Source organism: Pseudomonas sp. RA_15y_Pfl1_P11 (assembly GCF_963970975.1).
Lineage (GTDB): Bacteria > Pseudomonadota > Gammaproteobacteria > Pseudomonadales > Pseudomonadaceae > Aquipseudomonas > Aquipseudomonas tritici.
The window spans coordinates 137,182-153,223 of the sequence record NZ_CAXAOY010000018.1; the positions used below are offsets into that span (position 1 = coordinate 137,182).

Annotated in this window: 13 protein-coding genes and 2 pseudogenes; 4 read left to right on the top strand and 11 right to left on the bottom strand. The window is 62.3% G+C overall.

What is annotated here, in order from left to right:
• Window positions 1-46 precede the first annotated feature (46 nt).
• Entirely contained in the window at window positions 47-1,024 is a 978-nt protein-coding gene (locus tag AACY44_RS21655) for a sugar-binding transcriptional regulator (protein ID WP_049708871.1), read from the top strand.
• A 187-nt stretch (window positions 1,025-1,211) separates the two neighbouring features.
• Here the strand turns inward: AACY44_RS21655 and dhaL are convergent, their stop codons facing one another.
• From dhaL to AACY44_RS21680, 5 genes are read right to left on the bottom strand one after another with little or no spacing between them, the layout of a single operon-like run.
• On the bottom strand, window positions 1,212-1,859 hold the full coding sequence (gene dhaL, locus AACY44_RS21660; protein ID WP_339419361.1) for a dihydroxyacetone kinase subunit DhaL: 648 nt from the start codon (window positions 1,857-1,859) through the stop codon (window positions 1,212-1,214).
• 3 nt (window positions 1,860-1,862) lie between these two features.
• Window positions 1,863-2,864 carry a dihydroxyacetone kinase subunit DhaK gene (locus tag AACY44_RS21665; protein WP_339419359.1) on the bottom strand — a complete coding sequence of 334 codons (1,002 nt, stop codon included), beginning with the start codon at window positions 2,862-2,864 and terminating at the stop codon, window positions 1,863-1,865.
• Between the two features lie 36 nt (window positions 2,865-2,900).
• Window positions 2,901-3,659, bottom strand: coding sequence for an SDR family oxidoreductase (locus AACY44_RS21670; RefSeq protein WP_339419358.1), 759 nt, complete (start codon window positions 3,657-3,659; stop codon window positions 2,901-2,903).
• Between the two features lie 14 nt (window positions 3,660-3,673).
• Window positions 3,674-4,651 (bottom strand): ABC transporter permease, encoded by a 978-nt coding sequence (locus AACY44_RS21675; RefSeq protein ID WP_339419356.1) that lies wholly within the window; start codon window positions 4,649-4,651, stop codon window positions 3,674-3,676.
• A complete protein-coding gene (locus AACY44_RS21680) occupies window positions 4,648-6,135 on the bottom strand; it encodes a sugar ABC transporter ATP-binding protein (RefSeq protein ID WP_339419354.1) in 1,488 nt (495 codons plus the stop codon). The genes AACY44_RS21675 and AACY44_RS21680 overlap by 4 nt, the downstream gene beginning before the upstream one ends.
• 255 nt (window positions 6,136-6,390) lie before the next feature.
• Here AACY44_RS21680 and rpiB point away from each other — a divergent pair, with 255 nt between their 5' ends.
• Window positions 6,391-6,873, top strand: a complete 483-nt coding sequence (gene rpiB, locus AACY44_RS21685) for a ribose 5-phosphate isomerase B (RefSeq protein ID WP_339419352.1) — start codon at window positions 6,391-6,393, stop codon at window positions 6,871-6,873.
• Window positions 6,874-6,879: 6 nt separating this feature from the next.
• Here the strand turns inward: rpiB and AACY44_RS21690 are convergent, their stop codons facing one another.
• The 5 genes and pseudogenes from AACY44_RS21690 to AACY44_RS21705 all read right to left on the bottom strand — a co-directional run bounded on the left by AACY44_RS21690 (window position 6,880) and on the right by AACY44_RS21705 (window position 13,796).
• On the bottom strand, window positions 6,880-8,145 hold the full coding sequence (locus AACY44_RS21690) for a carbohydrate porin (RefSeq protein ID WP_339419350.1): 1,266 nt from the start codon (window positions 8,143-8,145) through the stop codon (window positions 6,880-6,882).
• A gap of 55 nt (window positions 8,146-8,200) precedes the next feature.
• On the bottom strand, window positions 8,201-10,609 hold the full coding sequence (locus AACY44_RS21695; protein WP_339531004.1) for a glucose/quinate/shikimate family membrane-bound PQQ-dependent dehydrogenase: 2,409 nt from the start codon (window positions 10,607-10,609) through the stop codon (window positions 8,201-8,203).
• A gap of 205 nt (window positions 10,610-10,814) precedes the next feature.
• Window positions 10,815-11,351, bottom strand: a pseudogene (locus AACY44_RS27800) (methyl-accepting chemotaxis protein); the annotation flags it as partial.
• A 327-nt stretch (window positions 11,352-11,678) separates the two neighbouring features.
• Window positions 11,679-12,758: pseudogene (locus AACY44_RS27805) on the bottom strand (cache domain-containing protein); the annotation flags it as partial.
• Window positions 12,759-12,905: 147 nt separating this feature from the next.
• Window positions 12,906-13,796 (bottom strand): bestrophin family protein, encoded by an 891-nt coding sequence (locus AACY44_RS21705; protein WP_339419346.1) that lies wholly within the window; start codon window positions 13,794-13,796, stop codon window positions 12,906-12,908.
• A gap of 123 nt (window positions 13,797-13,919) precedes the next feature.
• On the opposite strand from AACY44_RS21705, the gene AACY44_RS21710 reads away from it, so the two are divergent.
• On the top strand, window positions 13,920-14,378 hold the full coding sequence (locus AACY44_RS21710; RefSeq protein WP_339419345.1) for a metallophosphoesterase family protein: 459 nt from the start codon (window positions 13,920-13,922) through the stop codon (window positions 14,376-14,378).
• An 8-nt stretch (window positions 14,379-14,386) separates the two neighbouring features.
• Here AACY44_RS21710 and AACY44_RS21715 read toward each other — a convergent pair whose 3' ends face one another.
• Window positions 14,387-14,698 carry an ArsR/SmtB family transcription factor gene (locus AACY44_RS21715; protein WP_339419343.1) on the bottom strand — a complete coding sequence of 104 codons (312 nt, stop codon included), beginning with the start codon at window positions 14,696-14,698 and terminating at the stop codon, window positions 14,387-14,389.
• A gap of 78 nt (window positions 14,699-14,776) precedes the next feature.
• On the opposite strand from AACY44_RS21715, the gene AACY44_RS21720 reads away from it, so the two are divergent.
• Window positions 14,777-15,868 (top strand): NADH:flavin oxidoreductase/NADH oxidase, encoded by a 1,092-nt coding sequence (locus tag AACY44_RS21720; RefSeq protein WP_339428050.1) that lies wholly within the window; start codon window positions 14,777-14,779, stop codon window positions 15,866-15,868.
• Window positions 15,869-16,042: the final 174 nt, after the last annotated feature.

Sequence of the window (16,042 nt, forward strand, 5' to 3'; positions counted from 1 at the left end):
TACAGACTAGGGAGAATGGTTTTTTGTGGCGTAAATGGAAGCTCCCATGACCGACAGTGCTCAGCGTGCCGCCAGCGACATCGACCTGATGACCGAAGTGGCCATGCTTTATTACCTCGACAACATCACCCAGGAAGCCATTGCCAAGCGCTTCGACCTGTCTCGGGTCAAGGTCAGCCGGTTGCTCAAGCGCGCCCGTGATGAAGGGGTGGTGGAGGTGCGGGTGTTGCAACACCCGGCGCTGAACACTGAGCTGGAGCAGGCATTGGTCGAGCGTTTCCAACTGGACCGTGCGTTGATCGCGGTCGACCACGGCGACCCCGACACCCAGCGTTCGGCCGTCGCCAGCCTGGTCGCCAACTATCTGAACAAAACCCTCAGCGACGGCATGATCATCGCCGTCGGCATGGGCCGCAATGTCGGCGCGGTGGCCGACAATGTGTTCCTGCCGGTGACGCGCAACTGCACGTTTGTGTGTGCGATTGGCGGCTCGCTCAAGGCTGGCGAATACATGAACCCCGACCATATCTGCCGGCGCCTGGCCCTGCGTTTCGGCGCCGAGAGCGAAACCCTGTACGCACCGGCCCTGGTGGCCAACCCGGAACTGCGCAGTGTGCTGATCAACAACGACACCGTACGCTCGACCCTCGACCGAGCGCGCCGCGCCGATATCGCCTTGATTGGCATCGGTGACATGAGCGAGAACAGCAACATGGTGCGCATGGGCTGGTTCTCGCCCCAGGAAATTGCCCAGGCCCGTGTGTCCGGTACGGTGGGCGACATGATGGGCTACGACTTCATCGACATCCACGGCCAGCCGGCGGTCAACGCCATGCAGGGCAGGGTGATCGGCTTGTCGGTGCAGGAACTGGTGCGTATTCCGGATGTGGTGGCGATTGCCAGCGAGAACACCAAGGCGGCGGCGACCCTCGGCGCGTTGCGTTCCGGGGTGATCAACACCCTGGCGACGACCGTATCGAATGCCTACACGATCCTCGCCCTGGATGATGCGACGCGCCGTTAAGTGCATAGGGGCGCGCAGCCTTGGCGGGCGCGTCGGATCGTCGCTCCCACAAGGATGGGGGGTGTGCTCAGTTGACCGGCCAGGCGCAGAACCCAATGTGGGAGCTGGCTTGCCTGCGATAGCGATGGGTCAGCCAGCATTTATGCCAACTGACACACCGCCTTCGCGGGCAAGCCAGCTCCCACAATTACGCTACCAGCCGGGCCTCCACCGAATCGGCGAGATTGGTGAGGATCAGGCAGCAAGACACCGCGCCGGCATCCAGTGCGCCGAGGGAGCGCTCCCCCAGGCGGCTGGCGCGGCCGATTTTCGCCACCAGGTCGCGGGTTGAATCGCGGCCCTGGGAGGCCGCATTTTTCATCTGGCGCAAGGCTTCGGCAAACGAAGCGCCGCTGGCTTCGGCCCGTTCAAATGCCTCCACGGCCGGGATCAGCGTGTCCATCAGGCATTTGTCGCCCACGCCTGCATCGCTGATGTCTTGCAGTGACGTGAGGCCACCGCGCAGCAGCCTGGCGAAACTCGCCGCATCAATGCTGTCGCGGCCGCGCACTTCGTCGGCCATGCCGATAAACAGGCTGCCGTAGAGCGGGCCCATGGAGCCGCCGATGCCCTCCATCAGCGCCAGGGTCAGTTCGTCCAGCGCCTCGGCCAGCGACAGTTCGCGCCCTTCGAGGGTCTTGCCGCAGCGCGAGAACCCCTTGGCCATGTTGATACCGTGGTCGCCGTCGCCGATGGCGCCGTCCACTTCGCTGAGGTATTCGCGGTTGGCAACGATGATCGACACCAGGTTGGTGACGATGGCGCTACCGGTGTTGCTGGGGAAATGCTCGCTCATGCTTCACTCCGACTGTGTCATGCCGATGGAGCGGCAGGGGTGATCGATTAAGGTGGTCAGCTCGGTATCGAGGCCGAGCACGGTCAGGGTCACGCCCATCATTTCCAGCGACGTGAAGTAATTGCCTACGTAGCAGCGGTGAATGCGCAGGCCGTTGGCACGCAGTTGCTGCTCGACCTCGGCGTAGAAAATGTACAGCTCCATCACCGGCGTGGCGCCCAGGCCCGAGACCAGCACCACGACGCTGTCGTCTGCGCTGAAGTCGCGGTCGGCCAGGATCGGTGCGAGCATGCGTTTAGCCATCGCGGCCGCGGATTCCACCGGCACCACTTCGATGCCGGGTTCGCCGTGGTGGCCGATGCCCAGTTCCATCATGCCGCCTTCGATCTGGAAGTTGGGTTTGCCGACTGCCGCAATGGTGCAGGGCGTGAGGCCCACGCCGATGGAGCGGCACCGGTCCACGGCTTTCTGGGCCACGCGGATCACGCCGTCGAGGTCGTAGCCCTGCGCAGCGGCGGCTCCGCCGATCTTCCACATGAAAATCTCACCGGCCACGCCGCGCCGCTTGGCGATATCCGCCGCAGGGGCAGAGGCCACGTCATCGTTGGCGACCACGGTGCGGATGTTCATCTCTTTGCTGGCGGCCATTTTCATTGCCAGCTTCACGTTCATATTGTCGCCGGCATAGTTGCCGTACAGGCAGGCCACGCCCGCGCCCTGGTCCGCAGCGCGGAAGGCATCGAAGAAGCTTTTGGCGGTGGGTGAGGAGAAAATCTCGCCGACCGCCACCGCATCCACCAGGCCAGGGCCGACATAGCCGAGAAACGCCGGCTCATGGCCCGAACCGCCACCGGTGACAATGCCCACCTGGCCGGCCGGTGAAGTTTTACGTTGGCGGATGACCCGTGGGTTGCTCTCGTACTGCACCAGCTCCGGGTGCGCCACGAGAATGCCCGCGAGCATGTCCTCGACCACCAGGTCTGGGTCGTTTATCACTCGATTCATGCGCTGTTTCCTTATTCTTATTCGTGAGCAAGCGGATTACTGAATGCTGTAGCCGCCGTCGATCACCACGTTCTCGCCGTTGATCATCTTGGCTGCGTCGCTGACCAGGTAGAGCACCAGGCCGGCGATTTCTTCGGGCTGAGCGAAGCGTCCCACCGGGATCTGCAATTTGGCGCGCTCGCCCAGTTCACCGGCCCAGGCCTTCTTGCCCAGGGCGGTTTCGACGATGGTTGGCGACACGGCGTTGACGTTGATGCCGTGGGGCGCCCATTCCATGGCTAACACCTTGGTCATGCCGACCACGGCGGCCTTGCTGGCGCAGTAGGCCACATGGCGATCCAGCCCGATTACTGCAGCCTGGGAAGCAAGGTTGACGATGCGCCCGCCGCCGCTTTCTATCATGTGCCGGGCACAGGCCTGGGCCACGAAGAAGCTGGCCTTGAGGTTGATATCGAGGGTGGTGTCCCAGGCGTTTTCGCTGACCTCCAGCGCCTTGTCCAGCAACGCAACGCCGGCGCTGTTGACCAGGTAATCGATACGCCCGAGCGCGGCGGCAGCCTGGTCGACGGCGGCGTGTACCGAGTCGAGCTGGCGCAGGTCGGCCACCAGGCCCAGGTGGCCGGCGCCGAGGCTGGCGGCGACGTCCACCACCGCCGGGTCGCGATCCAGCAGGGCCACCCTGGCACCGCGTTCCACCAATAAATTGGCACAGGCCAGGCCGATACCGGCCGCGCCGCCGGTGATCACGGCGCAACGGCCGGTGAGGTCAAACGCCTGGTTCCAGAAATTGGACATTGCACACACTCCACTTAGCGTTTTTTCTTGCGCCAGACATCGATCAACACTGCGAGCACGATGATCAACCCCTTGGCCACTTGTTGGTAATACGACGACACCCCGAGCAGGTTCAAGCCGTTGTTGATCACGCCGATCAGCAGCGCGCCGAACAGCGTGCCGACAATGCTGCCGCTGCCGCCCGACAGGCTGGTACCGCCGATCACCACGGCGGCAATCGCATCCAGCTCGTAGGAAACGCCTGCCTGGGGCAGGGCCGATGTGGTGCGCGCGGCCAGTACCACGCCCGCAAGGCCCGCCAGCAGGCCGGAAATCACATACACCGAGAACGTCACCTTGCGCACGCCGATGCCGGAGGTGCGTGCGCTTTTTTCATTGCCGCCCACGGCGTATACGTAGCGGCCGTAGGTGGTGTAGCGCAGCACCATCCAGAAAATCAGCGCGACCACGGCAAAGATAATAATCGGCACGCCAATAGGCCCGAGCTTGCCGATACCCAGGGCGAGGAAGCTGTCGGGCAGGTCGGTGACGGGGCTGCCGTCGTTCAGAATAAAGGTCATGCCCCGCGCCACGCTGAGCATGCCAAGAGTGGCGACAAACGGCGGGATCGACAGGTTGGCGACCATAAAGCCATTGACTACACCCAGCATGGCCCCGGCAAACATCCCCGCACTCACCGCTGCCAGCAGGCCATAGCCCTGGGTGGCGACTAGCGCGCTGCACAAGCCGGCAAACGCCAGGATCGAACCCACCGACAGGTCGATGCCCTTCGTCAGGATCACGTAGGTCATGCCCACGGCGAGGATGCCGTTGATCGAGGTCTGGCGCAGGATGTCCATCCAGTTGCGCCACGTCATGAAGTATTCGCTGGAAAACGCCATCACCACGCACAACAGGATAAACACCAGCGGCAGGCCGAAGCGGTCCAGGGATATGCGCAGGCGATTGCGCGGCGCGGCGGTCACGGGTGCAGCAAGGACTTTGCTATTCATGAGGCAAGACTCAACAAGGCTTCCTGGGAGAGGGCGGTGTCGGTGCTGACGGTCACCAGGCGGCCGCCCTTGAATACCGCAATGCGATCACTTAGATGCAGCAGCTCCGGCGCTTCGGACGAGACCACAATGGCCGCGCCGCCGGCACGCACAAATTCATCGAGCAGGTGATAGATCTCCTGCTTGGCGCCCTCGTCGATGCCGCGCGTGGGTTCATCGCAAAGCAAGCAGATCGGCTGGGTCGACAGGCATTTGGCGAGCACCACCTTTTGCTGGTTGCCGCCGCTCATGGATTCCACCGGCAGGTCCAGGGACGAGACCTTGATCTGCAGGCGCTTGACCATGCTTTGCGCCAGGGCTTGCTCCTTGCGCGCGTTGATCACCGACCAGCTCGACAGCTGCTTGTAGGCCGACAGTGCGATATTCGCGAGGATGCTGGCGCTGAGCACCAGGCCGCTGTCTTTGCGGTCTTCGGTGACCAGTGACAGGCCGGCGCGAATCGTCGCAGCGGGTGTGCCAGTGGGCAGGGGTTGGCCTTGCAGGGTGGCGCCGCCGGCGTCGGGCACGGTGAGGCCATACAGGCAGTTGAGGAATTCACTGCGGCCCGAGCCCATCAGTCCATAGATACCGAGGATTTCGCCTTGGCGCAGTTGCAGGCTGATGTCCTGGAATTCGCCGTTGCGGCTCAGGCCGTTGACGTCCAGGCAGGTGGCGGCGGCGCATTCGCGGCCGACTTTGTGGTCGATGCGCTGCAGCTCCTGGCCGACGATACCGCGTACCAGATGAGCGCGGTCGATATCGGCCATGCGCCCGCTTTCGACAAAGGCGCCGTCGCGAAAGATGCTGTAGTCGTCGGCGATCTGCGCCAGTTCGCTGAGGCGGTGAGACACATAAATGATGCCGGCACCGCGCTCGGTGAGGCGTCGGATGGCCTTGAACAGGGTTTGCGCCTCGTGTTCGCCGATGGCCGAGGTGGGCTCGTCCATGATCATCACCTGGCAGTCATGACTGAAGGCTTTGGCGATTTCCACCAGTTGGATCTGCGCCACGCTCAGGCGGTGCATCGGGCTGGTGGCGTCCACGTCGAATTCGAGGCTTTGCAGGAGTTCGCGGGTGCGCCGGTTGAGTGCCTTGCCGTCGACAATGCAGCCGGCGCGCCGCGGCTCGCGACCCAGCCAGATGTTCTCGGCGACGGTCATGTAGGGAATCGGTTCCAGCTCCTGGGTGATCATCGCCACGCCGGCGGCGAGTGCCGCGCTGGGGCGGTCGAACTGCACCGGCTGGCCGTTGAGCAGGATGCTGCCGGCGTCGCGCCCGGTGATGCCCATCAAGATACTGAGGAAAGTCGATTTGCCGGCGCCATTGCCGCCGCACAGGGCGTGGACGCTACCGGCACGCAGAGAGAGGCGCCCATCGCGCAGGGCCGGAACCCCCGCGTAGGCTTTGGAAACGTGTTCAGCGTGGAGCAGTAATGGCGCTGCCATTGGTGTGTCCTCTTGCTGATTTTCTTATTAGGTATTTTGTCCAGTAACCTGATCATATGATCGGATAGTGATCATATGTTTAAACTGCTTGAGCCGGTTATGTCAATGGCTCGGTACAATGTCTTCCAGTGGTGTGGCAGTTTTAAACTGTTTTCTCACTTAAATAAGCCTTGACAGCACCCTGTCAGTCGCCGGCTAATGATTGTGCATAATTTCAGTGGGTGATCATTTGATCGGTCTGATGGAGAAACAGTGATGGGTGCACAAACGACGTTTTCGGTGGCCGTCGGATGCGACGAGGCGGGCTTCGAGCTCAAGGAGTTGCTCAAGCGTTTTATCGAAAACCTGGGGTATGAGGTTGAGGACTTTGGCTGCCATTCGTCCAGCCCAGTGCTCTATCCGGATATCGCGGCGGCTGTAGCGATGGCGGTCGGTGCCGGTGAGCAGCGCCTGGGTGTGTTGATTTGCGGCACGGGTATCGGCATGGCGATTTCAGCCAACAAGATCAAGGGGGTGCGGGCGGCCCAAGCCCATGACACGTATTCCGCCGAGCGGGCGCGCAAAAGCAACGATGCGCAGATCCTGTCGATCGGTGCACGGGTGATCGGGCCCGAGCTGGCCAAGAGCATCGTGAAAGTGTTTCTCGAGTCGGAATTCGAAGCGGAGCGCTCCGGGGCGAAAGTCGAGCGCATCACTGCGCTCGAACGGGCGAACAGGGCGTTGCCGTCAGACGACTGAGCCGGGTCAGAATACCGCTTTGACCTGCAGGCCCAGCACCAAAGCGTTGTCGATGTTGTCGCCGGAAAACGCTCCCGGCTCGATGATGTATTGCACATCCGGGCGCAGGGTCAGCCATGGCGTGGCCTGGTAGCCATAGCTCAGTTCGATCAACTGCTCGGCATTGTTCAGGTTGGGATAATCCGTGCCGGCGTTGAAGGCGGCCAGTTCCTGCACCTCGCGGCTGCGCGGGTTCGGTACGGCTCGGCCATAACCCAGGGCCAGGCTGTCACGTGGCCGGCCTTCGAACGGTTTGTACAGCACCACGCCCACGCCGTACCACTTGCTGAATGGCGACGCCGCTTCGCTGGCAGCGGAGTATTGGCCGAAGGCGTGCAGCACGCGGCCGGCGGATGAATCCGACGCCCACACCGCCTGGTCGATCAGCAAGTAGTGGCCGGCGCGTCCGCTGACCTCCTTGTTACTGCCAATGCGTTTCACATCGGAGCTGTCGTAGTAATAGCCCAGTTTGTATTCGCCCGGCAGGGTGCCAGCGTGTTTGTACACCAGTTCGATCGGCACCACGGTACCTGTGGTGTGCTTGGGGCTCAAGTGCCAGGCGCGGCTGGAATCGCCGTTGCTGTCGGGGTCCACATTGAACGCGGCGACGCGCAATTGCCAGGAGGGTGATAAGTCGTATTTCACCCGCGCACCCAGGCGCGCGTTCGGGTAGTTGCTCCAGCCGCTGCCGCCGGACATGTTCAGCGGGTGCCCGCAGAAACCGGCGCTCATGAAGTTGCACAGAATGCCGCTGTCCAGACCGCCGAGGTCATTGCCCATGGCCATGTAGCCGAGCTTGACGTTCAGTGCCGGGGTGAAGAGGGTGCGCTCGTAGCTCAGCTCGGTCAGGCGGGTGTAGAGGCCGCCGTAATTTTCCTGGATCGGCAGGCGGTTGCCCACCAGGTCTTCGGAAGCGCTGTTGCCGCGACGGTCATTGAGGGTGACCTGGATGCGGTCGCCATGGTTGAAACCGTAGAGCTTGCCCAGGTCGAACTGCACGCCGAGCTTGAGGTTTTGCGAGTAGCGCGCCGAGCGGTGTTGGCCGCCGTGGGCGTTGTAGGCGGTTTCGCCGCTGTAGTCGCCGGTGAAGCGAATGCCTTGCTCGTCGAGTTCACGGCGCAGGCCGCCCCAGTCGCCGGTCAGGGTGGTGTCACTGGCTTGAACGGGCAGGGCGGCGCCAAAGGCCAGGCCGAGCAACAGGCGCCCAAGGGAAAGATAAGAAGAGCGGGTCATGCGGGTTCTTCCAAAGCAGACGGCGCGGTGCAAAGAGCACCGCGCTTAAAGGCGGTTATGGCAGGGCGTAAGCGATCACGTAGTCGCCACGGTCGGTGGACTGGCGTGCGCCGCCAGCGGTGACCACCACATATTGCTTGCCGGTTTTCGGCGAAACGTAAGTCATCGGCCCACCCTGGCTGCCTACCGGCAGGCGGGCTTTCCAGATTTCCTCACCGTTGCCGCTGTTGAAGGCGCGCAGGTAGAAGTCCTGGGTGCCGGCGATAAAGATCAGGCCGCCCTGGGTCGACAGGGTGCCGCCAAGGGTCGGCAAGCCGATCTTGATCGGCAGGTGCATGCGGATGCCCAGCGGGCCGGTGTCTTCCACGGTGCCGACCGGCACTTGCCAGGCGACTTTCTGGGTCTTCATGTCGATCGCGGTCAGGGTGCCGAAGGGCGGCGCCTGGCACGGAATGCCAGCCACCGACAGGAAGCGGTTTTTGTTCACTGCATACGGCGTGCCCTTGAGCGGCACGGCGCCCATCCCAGTGTTCAGCGCTTCGCCACCGGACGCGGCCAGCGCCTTGTTCTGCGACGGCACCATCTGGATCCACAGGCCCAGGCGCATGTCGTTGACGAAGATAAAGCCGTGTACCGGGTCGGTGGAAATACTGCCCCAGTTCATGCCGCCGAGCGAACCTGGGAAACTCAAGGATTTATCGGTGCCTGGCGCGGTGTACAGGCCGTCGTAGCGCATGCCTTTGAAGTCGATGCGGCACAGCAACTGGTCGAACGGCGTGGCACCCCACATGTCCGATTCGGTCAGGGTTTGTGCGCCGATCTGCGGCATGCCGACCGATTTTGGCTGGGTGGGCGAGTAGGGTTCGTTGGGGATGTTGGCGGCCTTGACCGGTACTTCTTTAACCTCGGTCAGTGGCTTGCCGGTGGCGCGGTCGAGCACGTAGATCTGCCCGGCCTTGGTGCCGATCACCACCGCTGGCACAGCCTTGTCGCTGCCCGGCGGGGTGAAGTCGATCAGGCTTGGCTGCATCGGCAGGTCGAAGTCCCACAGGTCATTGTGGACGGTCTGGTAGACCCATTTTTCCGCGCCGGTGGAGGCGTCCAGCGCCAATACCGAAGCGCCGTATTTATGGTTAAGCTCGGTGCGCTCCACACCATAGATGTCGGTGGACGAACTGCCCGTTGGCAGGAAAACCGTGTTCATCAGCGGGTCATAGGACATCGGTGCCCAGCTGTTCGGGGTGCTGCGCACATAGGTGCTGCCGTCGGCCGGGGCCTGCTTGTCTTGCGGATTGCCGGGGTCGAAAGCCCAGCGCATCTGGCCGGTGATCACGTCGAAACCACGGATCACGCCGCCCGGCATGTCAGCCTGTACGTTGTCGGCCACGCGGCCACCCACCACCACAGTGGTACCGGCGATCAACGGCGCGGAGGACAGTTGGTAGTAGCTGTCCGGCACGTTACCCAGGCCGGCTTTCAAGTCGACTTGGCCGTGGGTGCCGAAGTCTTCGCAGAATTTGCCGGTGTCGGCATCTACCGCGATCAGGCGGGCGTCGATGGTGTTGGTCAGCAAGCGACGCTGGCACTGCGCGCCGGCAGGAACGCTGGCGGCGATGATCGGCGAGCTGTTCGGTTGGGTCGGCTGGGCAATCGGCGCAGTGACGTCGAAATACGCCATGCCGCGGCAGCGCTGCCACACCGCCGATTTGGCGTTGACCTCGTTCTTCCACAGTTCTTTGCCGGTGTCGGCGTCGAGGGCGATCAGGTTATTGTGCGGCGTGCAGATGAAGACTTTGTTGCCGATCTGCAAGGGCGTCAGTTGGTCTTCGGCACCGTTGCCGTCGCTGATTGCCACGTCGCCGGTGTGGTAGGTCCACGCCACTTTGAGCTGGTTGACGGTGTCACGGTTGATCTGGTCCAGCGCGGCGAAGCGGCTGCCGCCTTCGGTGTTGCCGTAGTGCGCCCAGTCTTTCTGAGCATCGGCGGGGGCTACCGGCGTGATGCCAGGGCCGGTACCGGTCGGGGCCACGCTTGGGTGGGCGACAAACATATTGCCCGCCGCCACGGCCACGCCGATCGCCAATACTGCGGCGACGCCATAGGCACCGCGTGCAGGCTTATTGACGAGCAGCGGGTAGACCAGCGCTACCACCATGCCGATGGCCGCAAACATGAATACACGCGAGAACAGCGGCCAGAACACCAGCCCCACATCCGCCACCGCCCAGATGGCCGTGCCGACCAGGAAAGCCGCAAACAGCCACGCGCCCGCCGGTTTACGCCGGGCGATCATCAAGCCGGCAATCGCCATGGCCAGGCCGCCGATCAGGAAGTACCAGGAACCTCCCAGGCTGACCAGTTTGAGGCCGCCGATGGCCAGCGCGAGGCCGAGCAGGGCGATGATTACGCCCAGGCCCAGCAGTAAAAATTTAGAGGCGCCAGCGGCGCGCGATGCTCGTTTCATGTCGAAAGGACTCGAATGTGAGAGGGCAAAGACGCGATTTTAGCAACATAAGTAACTGGTTAGTACATTAGAGTCCTGCAATAGACTATTGCAGGGGGTGCGATGATGGGTTGAGGCTAAATGTCGCGTTTGGCGGCGGCGCGAGTGTGGTGAGCGGGGCAAGCCCGCTCACCACACTCGCGCGCTGAACGGGTAGCGCGTCAGGTTAGAACTTGAACCGACCCACCAACCCTTTGAGCTGGCCCGAGATATCCGTCAGCCGGCCTGACCCGGTCTGCGCTGAGTGGGCAAACTCTTCGACCAGTTGCGCATCGGCATGGATCTGCGCGATATGCCGGTTGATCTCTTCGGCCACCTGGTGCTGCTCTTCGGCGGCCGTGGCGATCTGGGTATTTTGGTCGCGGATCGAGTCGACCGAGCCCCGGATCTTGTCAAAGCTGTCGCGGGCCTGCTGGATGCGTTCCACGCTGGTGTGAGACACCAGCAGGCTGCCTTGCATCTGCTGCGTCACTTCCTGGGTGCGGCGGGCGAGGTTGCCGAGCAGGCTGTCGATTTCGCCGGTGGAGTCGGCGGTGCGGCGGGCGAGGGCGCGGACTTCGTCGGCAACTACCGCAAAACCTCGGCCCTGGTCACCGGCACGCGCGGCTTCAATGGCCGCGTTGAGCGCCAGCAAGTTGGTCTGTTCGGCAATCGAACGGATGGTGTCGAGGATGGTGTTGATGTTTTTACTGTCCTGCTCCAGCAATTGCATGGTCTGGGTGGACTTTTGCAGGTCTTCGCTCAACTTGAGCACGCTGCCGGTGGCTTCGCCAATGTGCTGTTGGCCGTTGTGCACGTCGCGGTAGCCTTCGTCGGCACTGGTGGCGGCAGCGCTGCAGGAGCGGGCGACTTCGTTGGCAGTGGCTACCATTTCGTTGAATGCGGTGCTCACCAGTTCCACGGCTTCACGTTGACGGCCGGCCGCCTGGTTCATGTTGTTGGCGACTTCGCTGGTGTCGGCGGCGGCGGTCTGCAGGTCGGAAGAAGCATTGCCAATGCGCTGCACCAACTGGGCGATCATGCTGAGGAACTGGTTGAACCAACCGGCCAAACTGGCGGTTTCGTCCTTGCCTTGTACTTTGAGCTGACGGGTCAGGTCGCCTTCTCCTTCGGCGATTTCCTGCAGGCCGTCGGCCACGCCGCGAATCGGGCGCACGATCACGCTGGCGAAACTGGCGCCGACAATCGCGAACACCAATGCCAATATCGCCGCGATGGCCCCAATTAGCCACGTCAGGCGGGTGGCGCCGGCCATCACTTCATCACGCTTGATCAGGCCGATAAAGCGCCAGCCCAAGTCTTTGGAGCTGACAACGTTGGCCATGTAAGCCACGCCATCGATGTCTATTTGGGTCACGCCGTCGCTGCGCTTGGCCAGTTCGGCATAGTTGGGGCCCAAGTCGGCCAGGGGTTTGAAGTTGTGCTTGGCATCGCTGGGGTCGACCAGCACGTTGCCGTTGCCTTCCACCAGCATCAGGTAGCCGCTGTCACCGAGCTTGATGTTGCGCACCAGTTCGGTGAGTTGCTTGAGCGATACGTCCAGGCCGACCACGCCCAGGATGTTGCCCGTGGCGTCGGCGACGGTGTGCACGGTGCCGATCAGCACCACATCGTCCGGCGCCCAGTAATAGGCGCCGGTACGCACAGTGGCGCCCGGCGCGGCGATGGCCGCCTGGTACCAGGGGCGTACGCGCGGGTCGTAGTTATTCAGTTTGGTGTCGTCGGGCCAACTGGCGTAGCCGCCGTCCTTCAAACCCAGGGACAGGTAGGCGGTGCTCGGATGGCTCTTGGCAAACTGGTCGAAAATCTCCAGTAGCGCTTTGTTTGTCGGGGTCAGCGGCAGTTGTGCAGCGTCGGCACCGGCGTAGCTCTTGAGGTCCTTGGCCGCGACAACGCGCGGGTCCTTGGCCACAAAATCGACGTTCTGGCTGATACCGTCGAAGAACTGCTTCATGCCATTGTCGATCTGGCGGATCTCGCGGCCGCTGCTGTCGAGGAAATTGGCCAGGGCCCCCTCGCGCAGATTCATTACAACCAACACAGCGACCAAAACGACCGGGACGCACGCGATGGCGGCAAACGCCCAGGTCAGCTTTTGCTTGATATTCATGACTTCACCCGCGGGTATTTATAATTTTGGCAAGGAGAAAACAGTAGCGTCGAGCGTCGCATGTGTTGTTATGACGGGGGGGTGTGGCCCATGCGTACCCCCTGTATATCGACTGAGGGGGCACGTACTTGAGGTCGAAGGGCGTGTTTAACCGATGCGCTCGCCACCCAGCGCATCACGCTGCATCGACTGCAGGTTTTTTTCGATGGTTTCGCAGATGGTGTCCATCTGGATCTGATGTTCGCTGGAGTTGAACGGGCTTTGCAGGTCGGTACCGATGCGCTCGATAGCCAGCAGCATGAAGCCCACCACCGTCGAGGCCAGCGGGGTGAACCACCCCAGGGATTCCACCAGGCCCACCGGCACGATCAGGCAGAACAGCGAAATAAACAATCGCGGGAAGTACACGTAAGGGTAGGGCAGCGGCGTGTTGGCGATTCGCTCCATGCCACCTTGGGCGTTGGACAAATCCACCAGCGTCGACTCCAGCCGCGCCAAGCGGATGCTGTCCAGGTGACCGACCTTGTATTCCTTGGCCAGCAGCGCGGCGGAGCCGGTGAGGATGTCGTTGGCAAAGTTGTTGGTGGTGCCGTTGCGCGCAAACTCATCGCCGGGGATAAACGCCCGGACTTCCGCGGGACACGGCTGGCCCTTGAGGTGCGCGGCCAGGCAATTCACATAGGCCACATGGCGGCGCAGCAGGGTGGCCTTGACCGGGTTCACTTCGCCGGCGGGATCATCGAGCAGGGTCAATACCTGGCGGGCAAAGCTGCGCGAGTTGTTGACCATTGCACCCCACAAGGTGCGGGCTTCCCACCAGCGGTTGTAGGCGCTGCTGTTACGGAAACTGATCAGCACCACCAGCGCCGAACCCAGCAGGGTCAGGGGCATCAGCGGCAGATTGATCTTGTAGGTGAGAAACAACATGAAGTCGACGGTGACGGCGACGTCCCACAGCAACAGCCAGAACAGGGCCCAGCCTACGTAGCCCATGGTCTTGATGATCAGTCGGTACTTTTTGAGAATGGCGGCTTTCAAACGCGGACCTCGGGGCGAGCAGTAAGCAACAGTGCCTAACTCGGACGCCCGTCGGCGGGGAAGGTTCGCCCCGCACCTGAATCGTTTAAGTTACATAGGTATCAACACTGCTCCGGAGCACTTATGAAAATCGGCGTGATTTCCGATACCCACGGCTTACTGCGGCCAGAGGCCGTCGCAGCATTGCAGGGCTGTGAACAGATCATCCATGCCGGAGATATCGGCAGCCTGGATATTCTCGATCAATTGGCGCTGATCGCACCGCTTCACGTGGTGCGCGGCAATAACGATCAGGATGCTGCATGGGCGCAGTCGGTGCCCGATCATCTGACGATTGATGTGAACGGCTGGAAGGCGCTGTTGGTGCATGACATCGCCGATGTAACGGGGTTACTCGATTCACACACGCGGTTGGTGATCACCGGCCATTCGCACAAGCCGCTGATCGAGTGGCGCGGCGCAACGTTGTATGTGAACCCCGGCAGCGCAGGGCGGCGGCGCTTCAAGTTGCCGGTGACGTTGGCGTTGCTGGAGGTGCTGGAGACGTCCATTGAGCCGCGGTTGATCGCGCTGCTGGACTGAGCCGCGTTTTACCGCTGCGCAAGAATGGTTTGCAGCAATCCCGGGAACCGCTCATCAAGCAGATCGCCGCGCAACGAATTCAGATGAGTGGTGCCGGCACTGCGAGTCTGCACCAGCCCGGCATCGCGCAACACGCGGAAATGATGGGACATGCTCGACTTGGGACGCCCGCCGTCCAGTTCGCCGCAGGTGGCTTCGGGCACACCGGCCAGGCAGCGCACGATTTCCAGGCGCACCGGGTCACTCAGCGCGTACAGCAGGCGCTCGAGGGTCAGGTCTTCAAGAGGAGGGTGTTTAAAGGCTCGCATGAAACGAATCATAACAGGGGGGTATCATCGAATACTATAGTTCGATTACCATCGAACTATCGAATCATCCACTCGCTCCCGGAGTTCTCAATGCCCGCTTTGTTCGAACCGTTCAAACTCAAAGACGTCACCCTGCGCAATCGCATCGCCATCCCGCCAATGTGCCAATACATGGCCGATGATGGCATCGTCAACGACTGGCACCTCGTGCATCTGGCCAGTATGGCGCGTGGCGGCGCCGGGTTGCTGGTGGTCGAAGCCACCGCTGTAGCGCCTGAGGGGCGTATCACCCCAGGTTGCGCCGGTATCTGGAGTGACGCCCACGCTGAAGCGTTCGTGCCCATGGTCAAGGCCATCAAGGCCGCCGGCTCAGTGCCAGGCATCCAGATCGCCCACGCGGGCCGCAAAGCCAGCGCCAACCGCCCGTGGGAAGGTGACGACCACATGCCGGCTTCCGATGCGCGCAGCTGGGAAACCATCGCACCGTCGGCGATCGCCTTCGGTGCCAACCTGCCGCAAGTGCCACGCGCCATGACCCTGGACGACATCGCTCGGGTCAAGCAGGACTTCGTCAACGCCGCCCGCCGGGCCCGTGACGCCGGCTTCGAGTGGATCGAACTGCACTTCGCCCATGGTTACCTGGGCCAGAGCTTCTTCTCCGAGCATTCCAACCAGCGCACCGACGCCTACGGCGGCAGCTTTGACAACCGCAGCCGCTTCCTCCTGGAAACCCTGGCCGCCGTGCGCGAAGTCTGGCCAGAGAACCTGCCCCTGACCGCGCGTTTTGGCGTGATCGAATACGACGGCCGTGACGAGCAGACCCTTACCGAATCCATCGAACTGGCCCGCAACTTCAAGGCTGGCGGCCTGGACCTGCTGAGCGTCAGCGTCGGTTTTACCATCCCCGACACCCATATCCCGTGGGGCCCGGCCTTCATGGGCCCGATCGCCGAGCGCGTGCGCCGCGAAGCGGGCATCCCGGTGACCTCGGCCTGGGGCTTTGGCACGCCGCAACTGGCAGAAGGCGCGTTGCAGTCTGGGCACCTGGACCTGGTCTCGGTCGGTCGTGCGCACCTGGCTGACCCGCATTGGGCCTACTTTGCGGCCAAGGAACTGGGCGTGGAGAAATCCTCCTGGACGTTGCCGGCGCCTTACGCCCATTGGCTGGAGCGCTATCGCTAAGGTAAGCCAGGCAGTCTATAGGCCACTCAATTGAGTGGCTTTTTTTGGGTTCTTCACGGAATCACGGGAAAGACAGAAACAAGAACGCCGATTTGATGGATGATGTTCGTGCGAGCAAACACATCTAAAAAACCGGCGTTCTTATGCGTGATATTAATACTTTTCTTCCCTTTT

What these genes read in the sequence shown, in the direction of transcription:
- AACY44_RS21655 (WP_049708871.1), top strand. Translation starts at nt 47, where the DNA reads ATGACCGACAGTGCTCAGCGTGCCGCCAGCGACATCGACCTGATGACC.
- dhaL (WP_339419361.1), bottom strand. Translation starts at nt 1,859, where the DNA reads ATGAGCGAGCATTTCCCCAGCAACACCGGTAGCGCCATCGTCACCAAC.
- AACY44_RS21665 (WP_339419359.1), bottom strand. Translation starts at nt 2,864, where the DNA reads ATGAATCGAGTGATAAACGACCCAGACCTGGTGGTCGAGGACATGCTC.
- AACY44_RS21670 (WP_339419358.1), bottom strand. Translation starts at nt 3,659, where the DNA reads ATGTCCAATTTCTGGAACCAGGCGTTTGACCTCACCGGCCGTTGCGCC.
- AACY44_RS21675 (WP_339419356.1), bottom strand. Translation starts at nt 4,651, where the DNA reads ATGAATAGCAAAGTCCTTGCTGCACCCGTGACCGCCGCGCCGCGCAAT.
- AACY44_RS21680 (WP_339419354.1), bottom strand. Translation starts at nt 6,135, where the DNA reads ATGGCAGCGCCATTACTGCTCCACGCTGAACACGTTTCCAAAGCCTAC.
- rpiB (WP_339419352.1), top strand. Translation starts at nt 6,391, where the DNA reads ATGGGTGCACAAACGACGTTTTCGGTGGCCGTCGGATGCGACGAGGCG.
- AACY44_RS21690 (WP_339419350.1), bottom strand. Translation starts at nt 8,145, where the DNA reads ATGACCCGCTCTTCTTATCTTTCCCTTGGGCGCCTGTTGCTCGGCCTG.
- AACY44_RS21695 (WP_339531004.1), bottom strand. Translation starts at nt 10,609, where the DNA reads ATGAAACGAGCATCGCGCGCCGCTGGCGCCTCTAAATTTTTACTGCTG.
- AACY44_RS21710 (WP_339419345.1), top strand. Translation starts at nt 13,920, where the DNA reads ATGAAAATCGGCGTGATTTCCGATACCCACGGCTTACTGCGGCCAGAG.
- AACY44_RS21715 (WP_339419343.1), bottom strand. Translation starts at nt 14,698, where the DNA reads ATGATTCGTTTCATGCGAGCCTTTAAACACCCTCCTCTTGAAGACCTG.
- AACY44_RS21720 (WP_339428050.1), top strand. Translation starts at nt 14,777, where the DNA reads ATGCCCGCTTTGTTCGAACCGTTCAAACTCAAAGACGTCACCCTGCGC.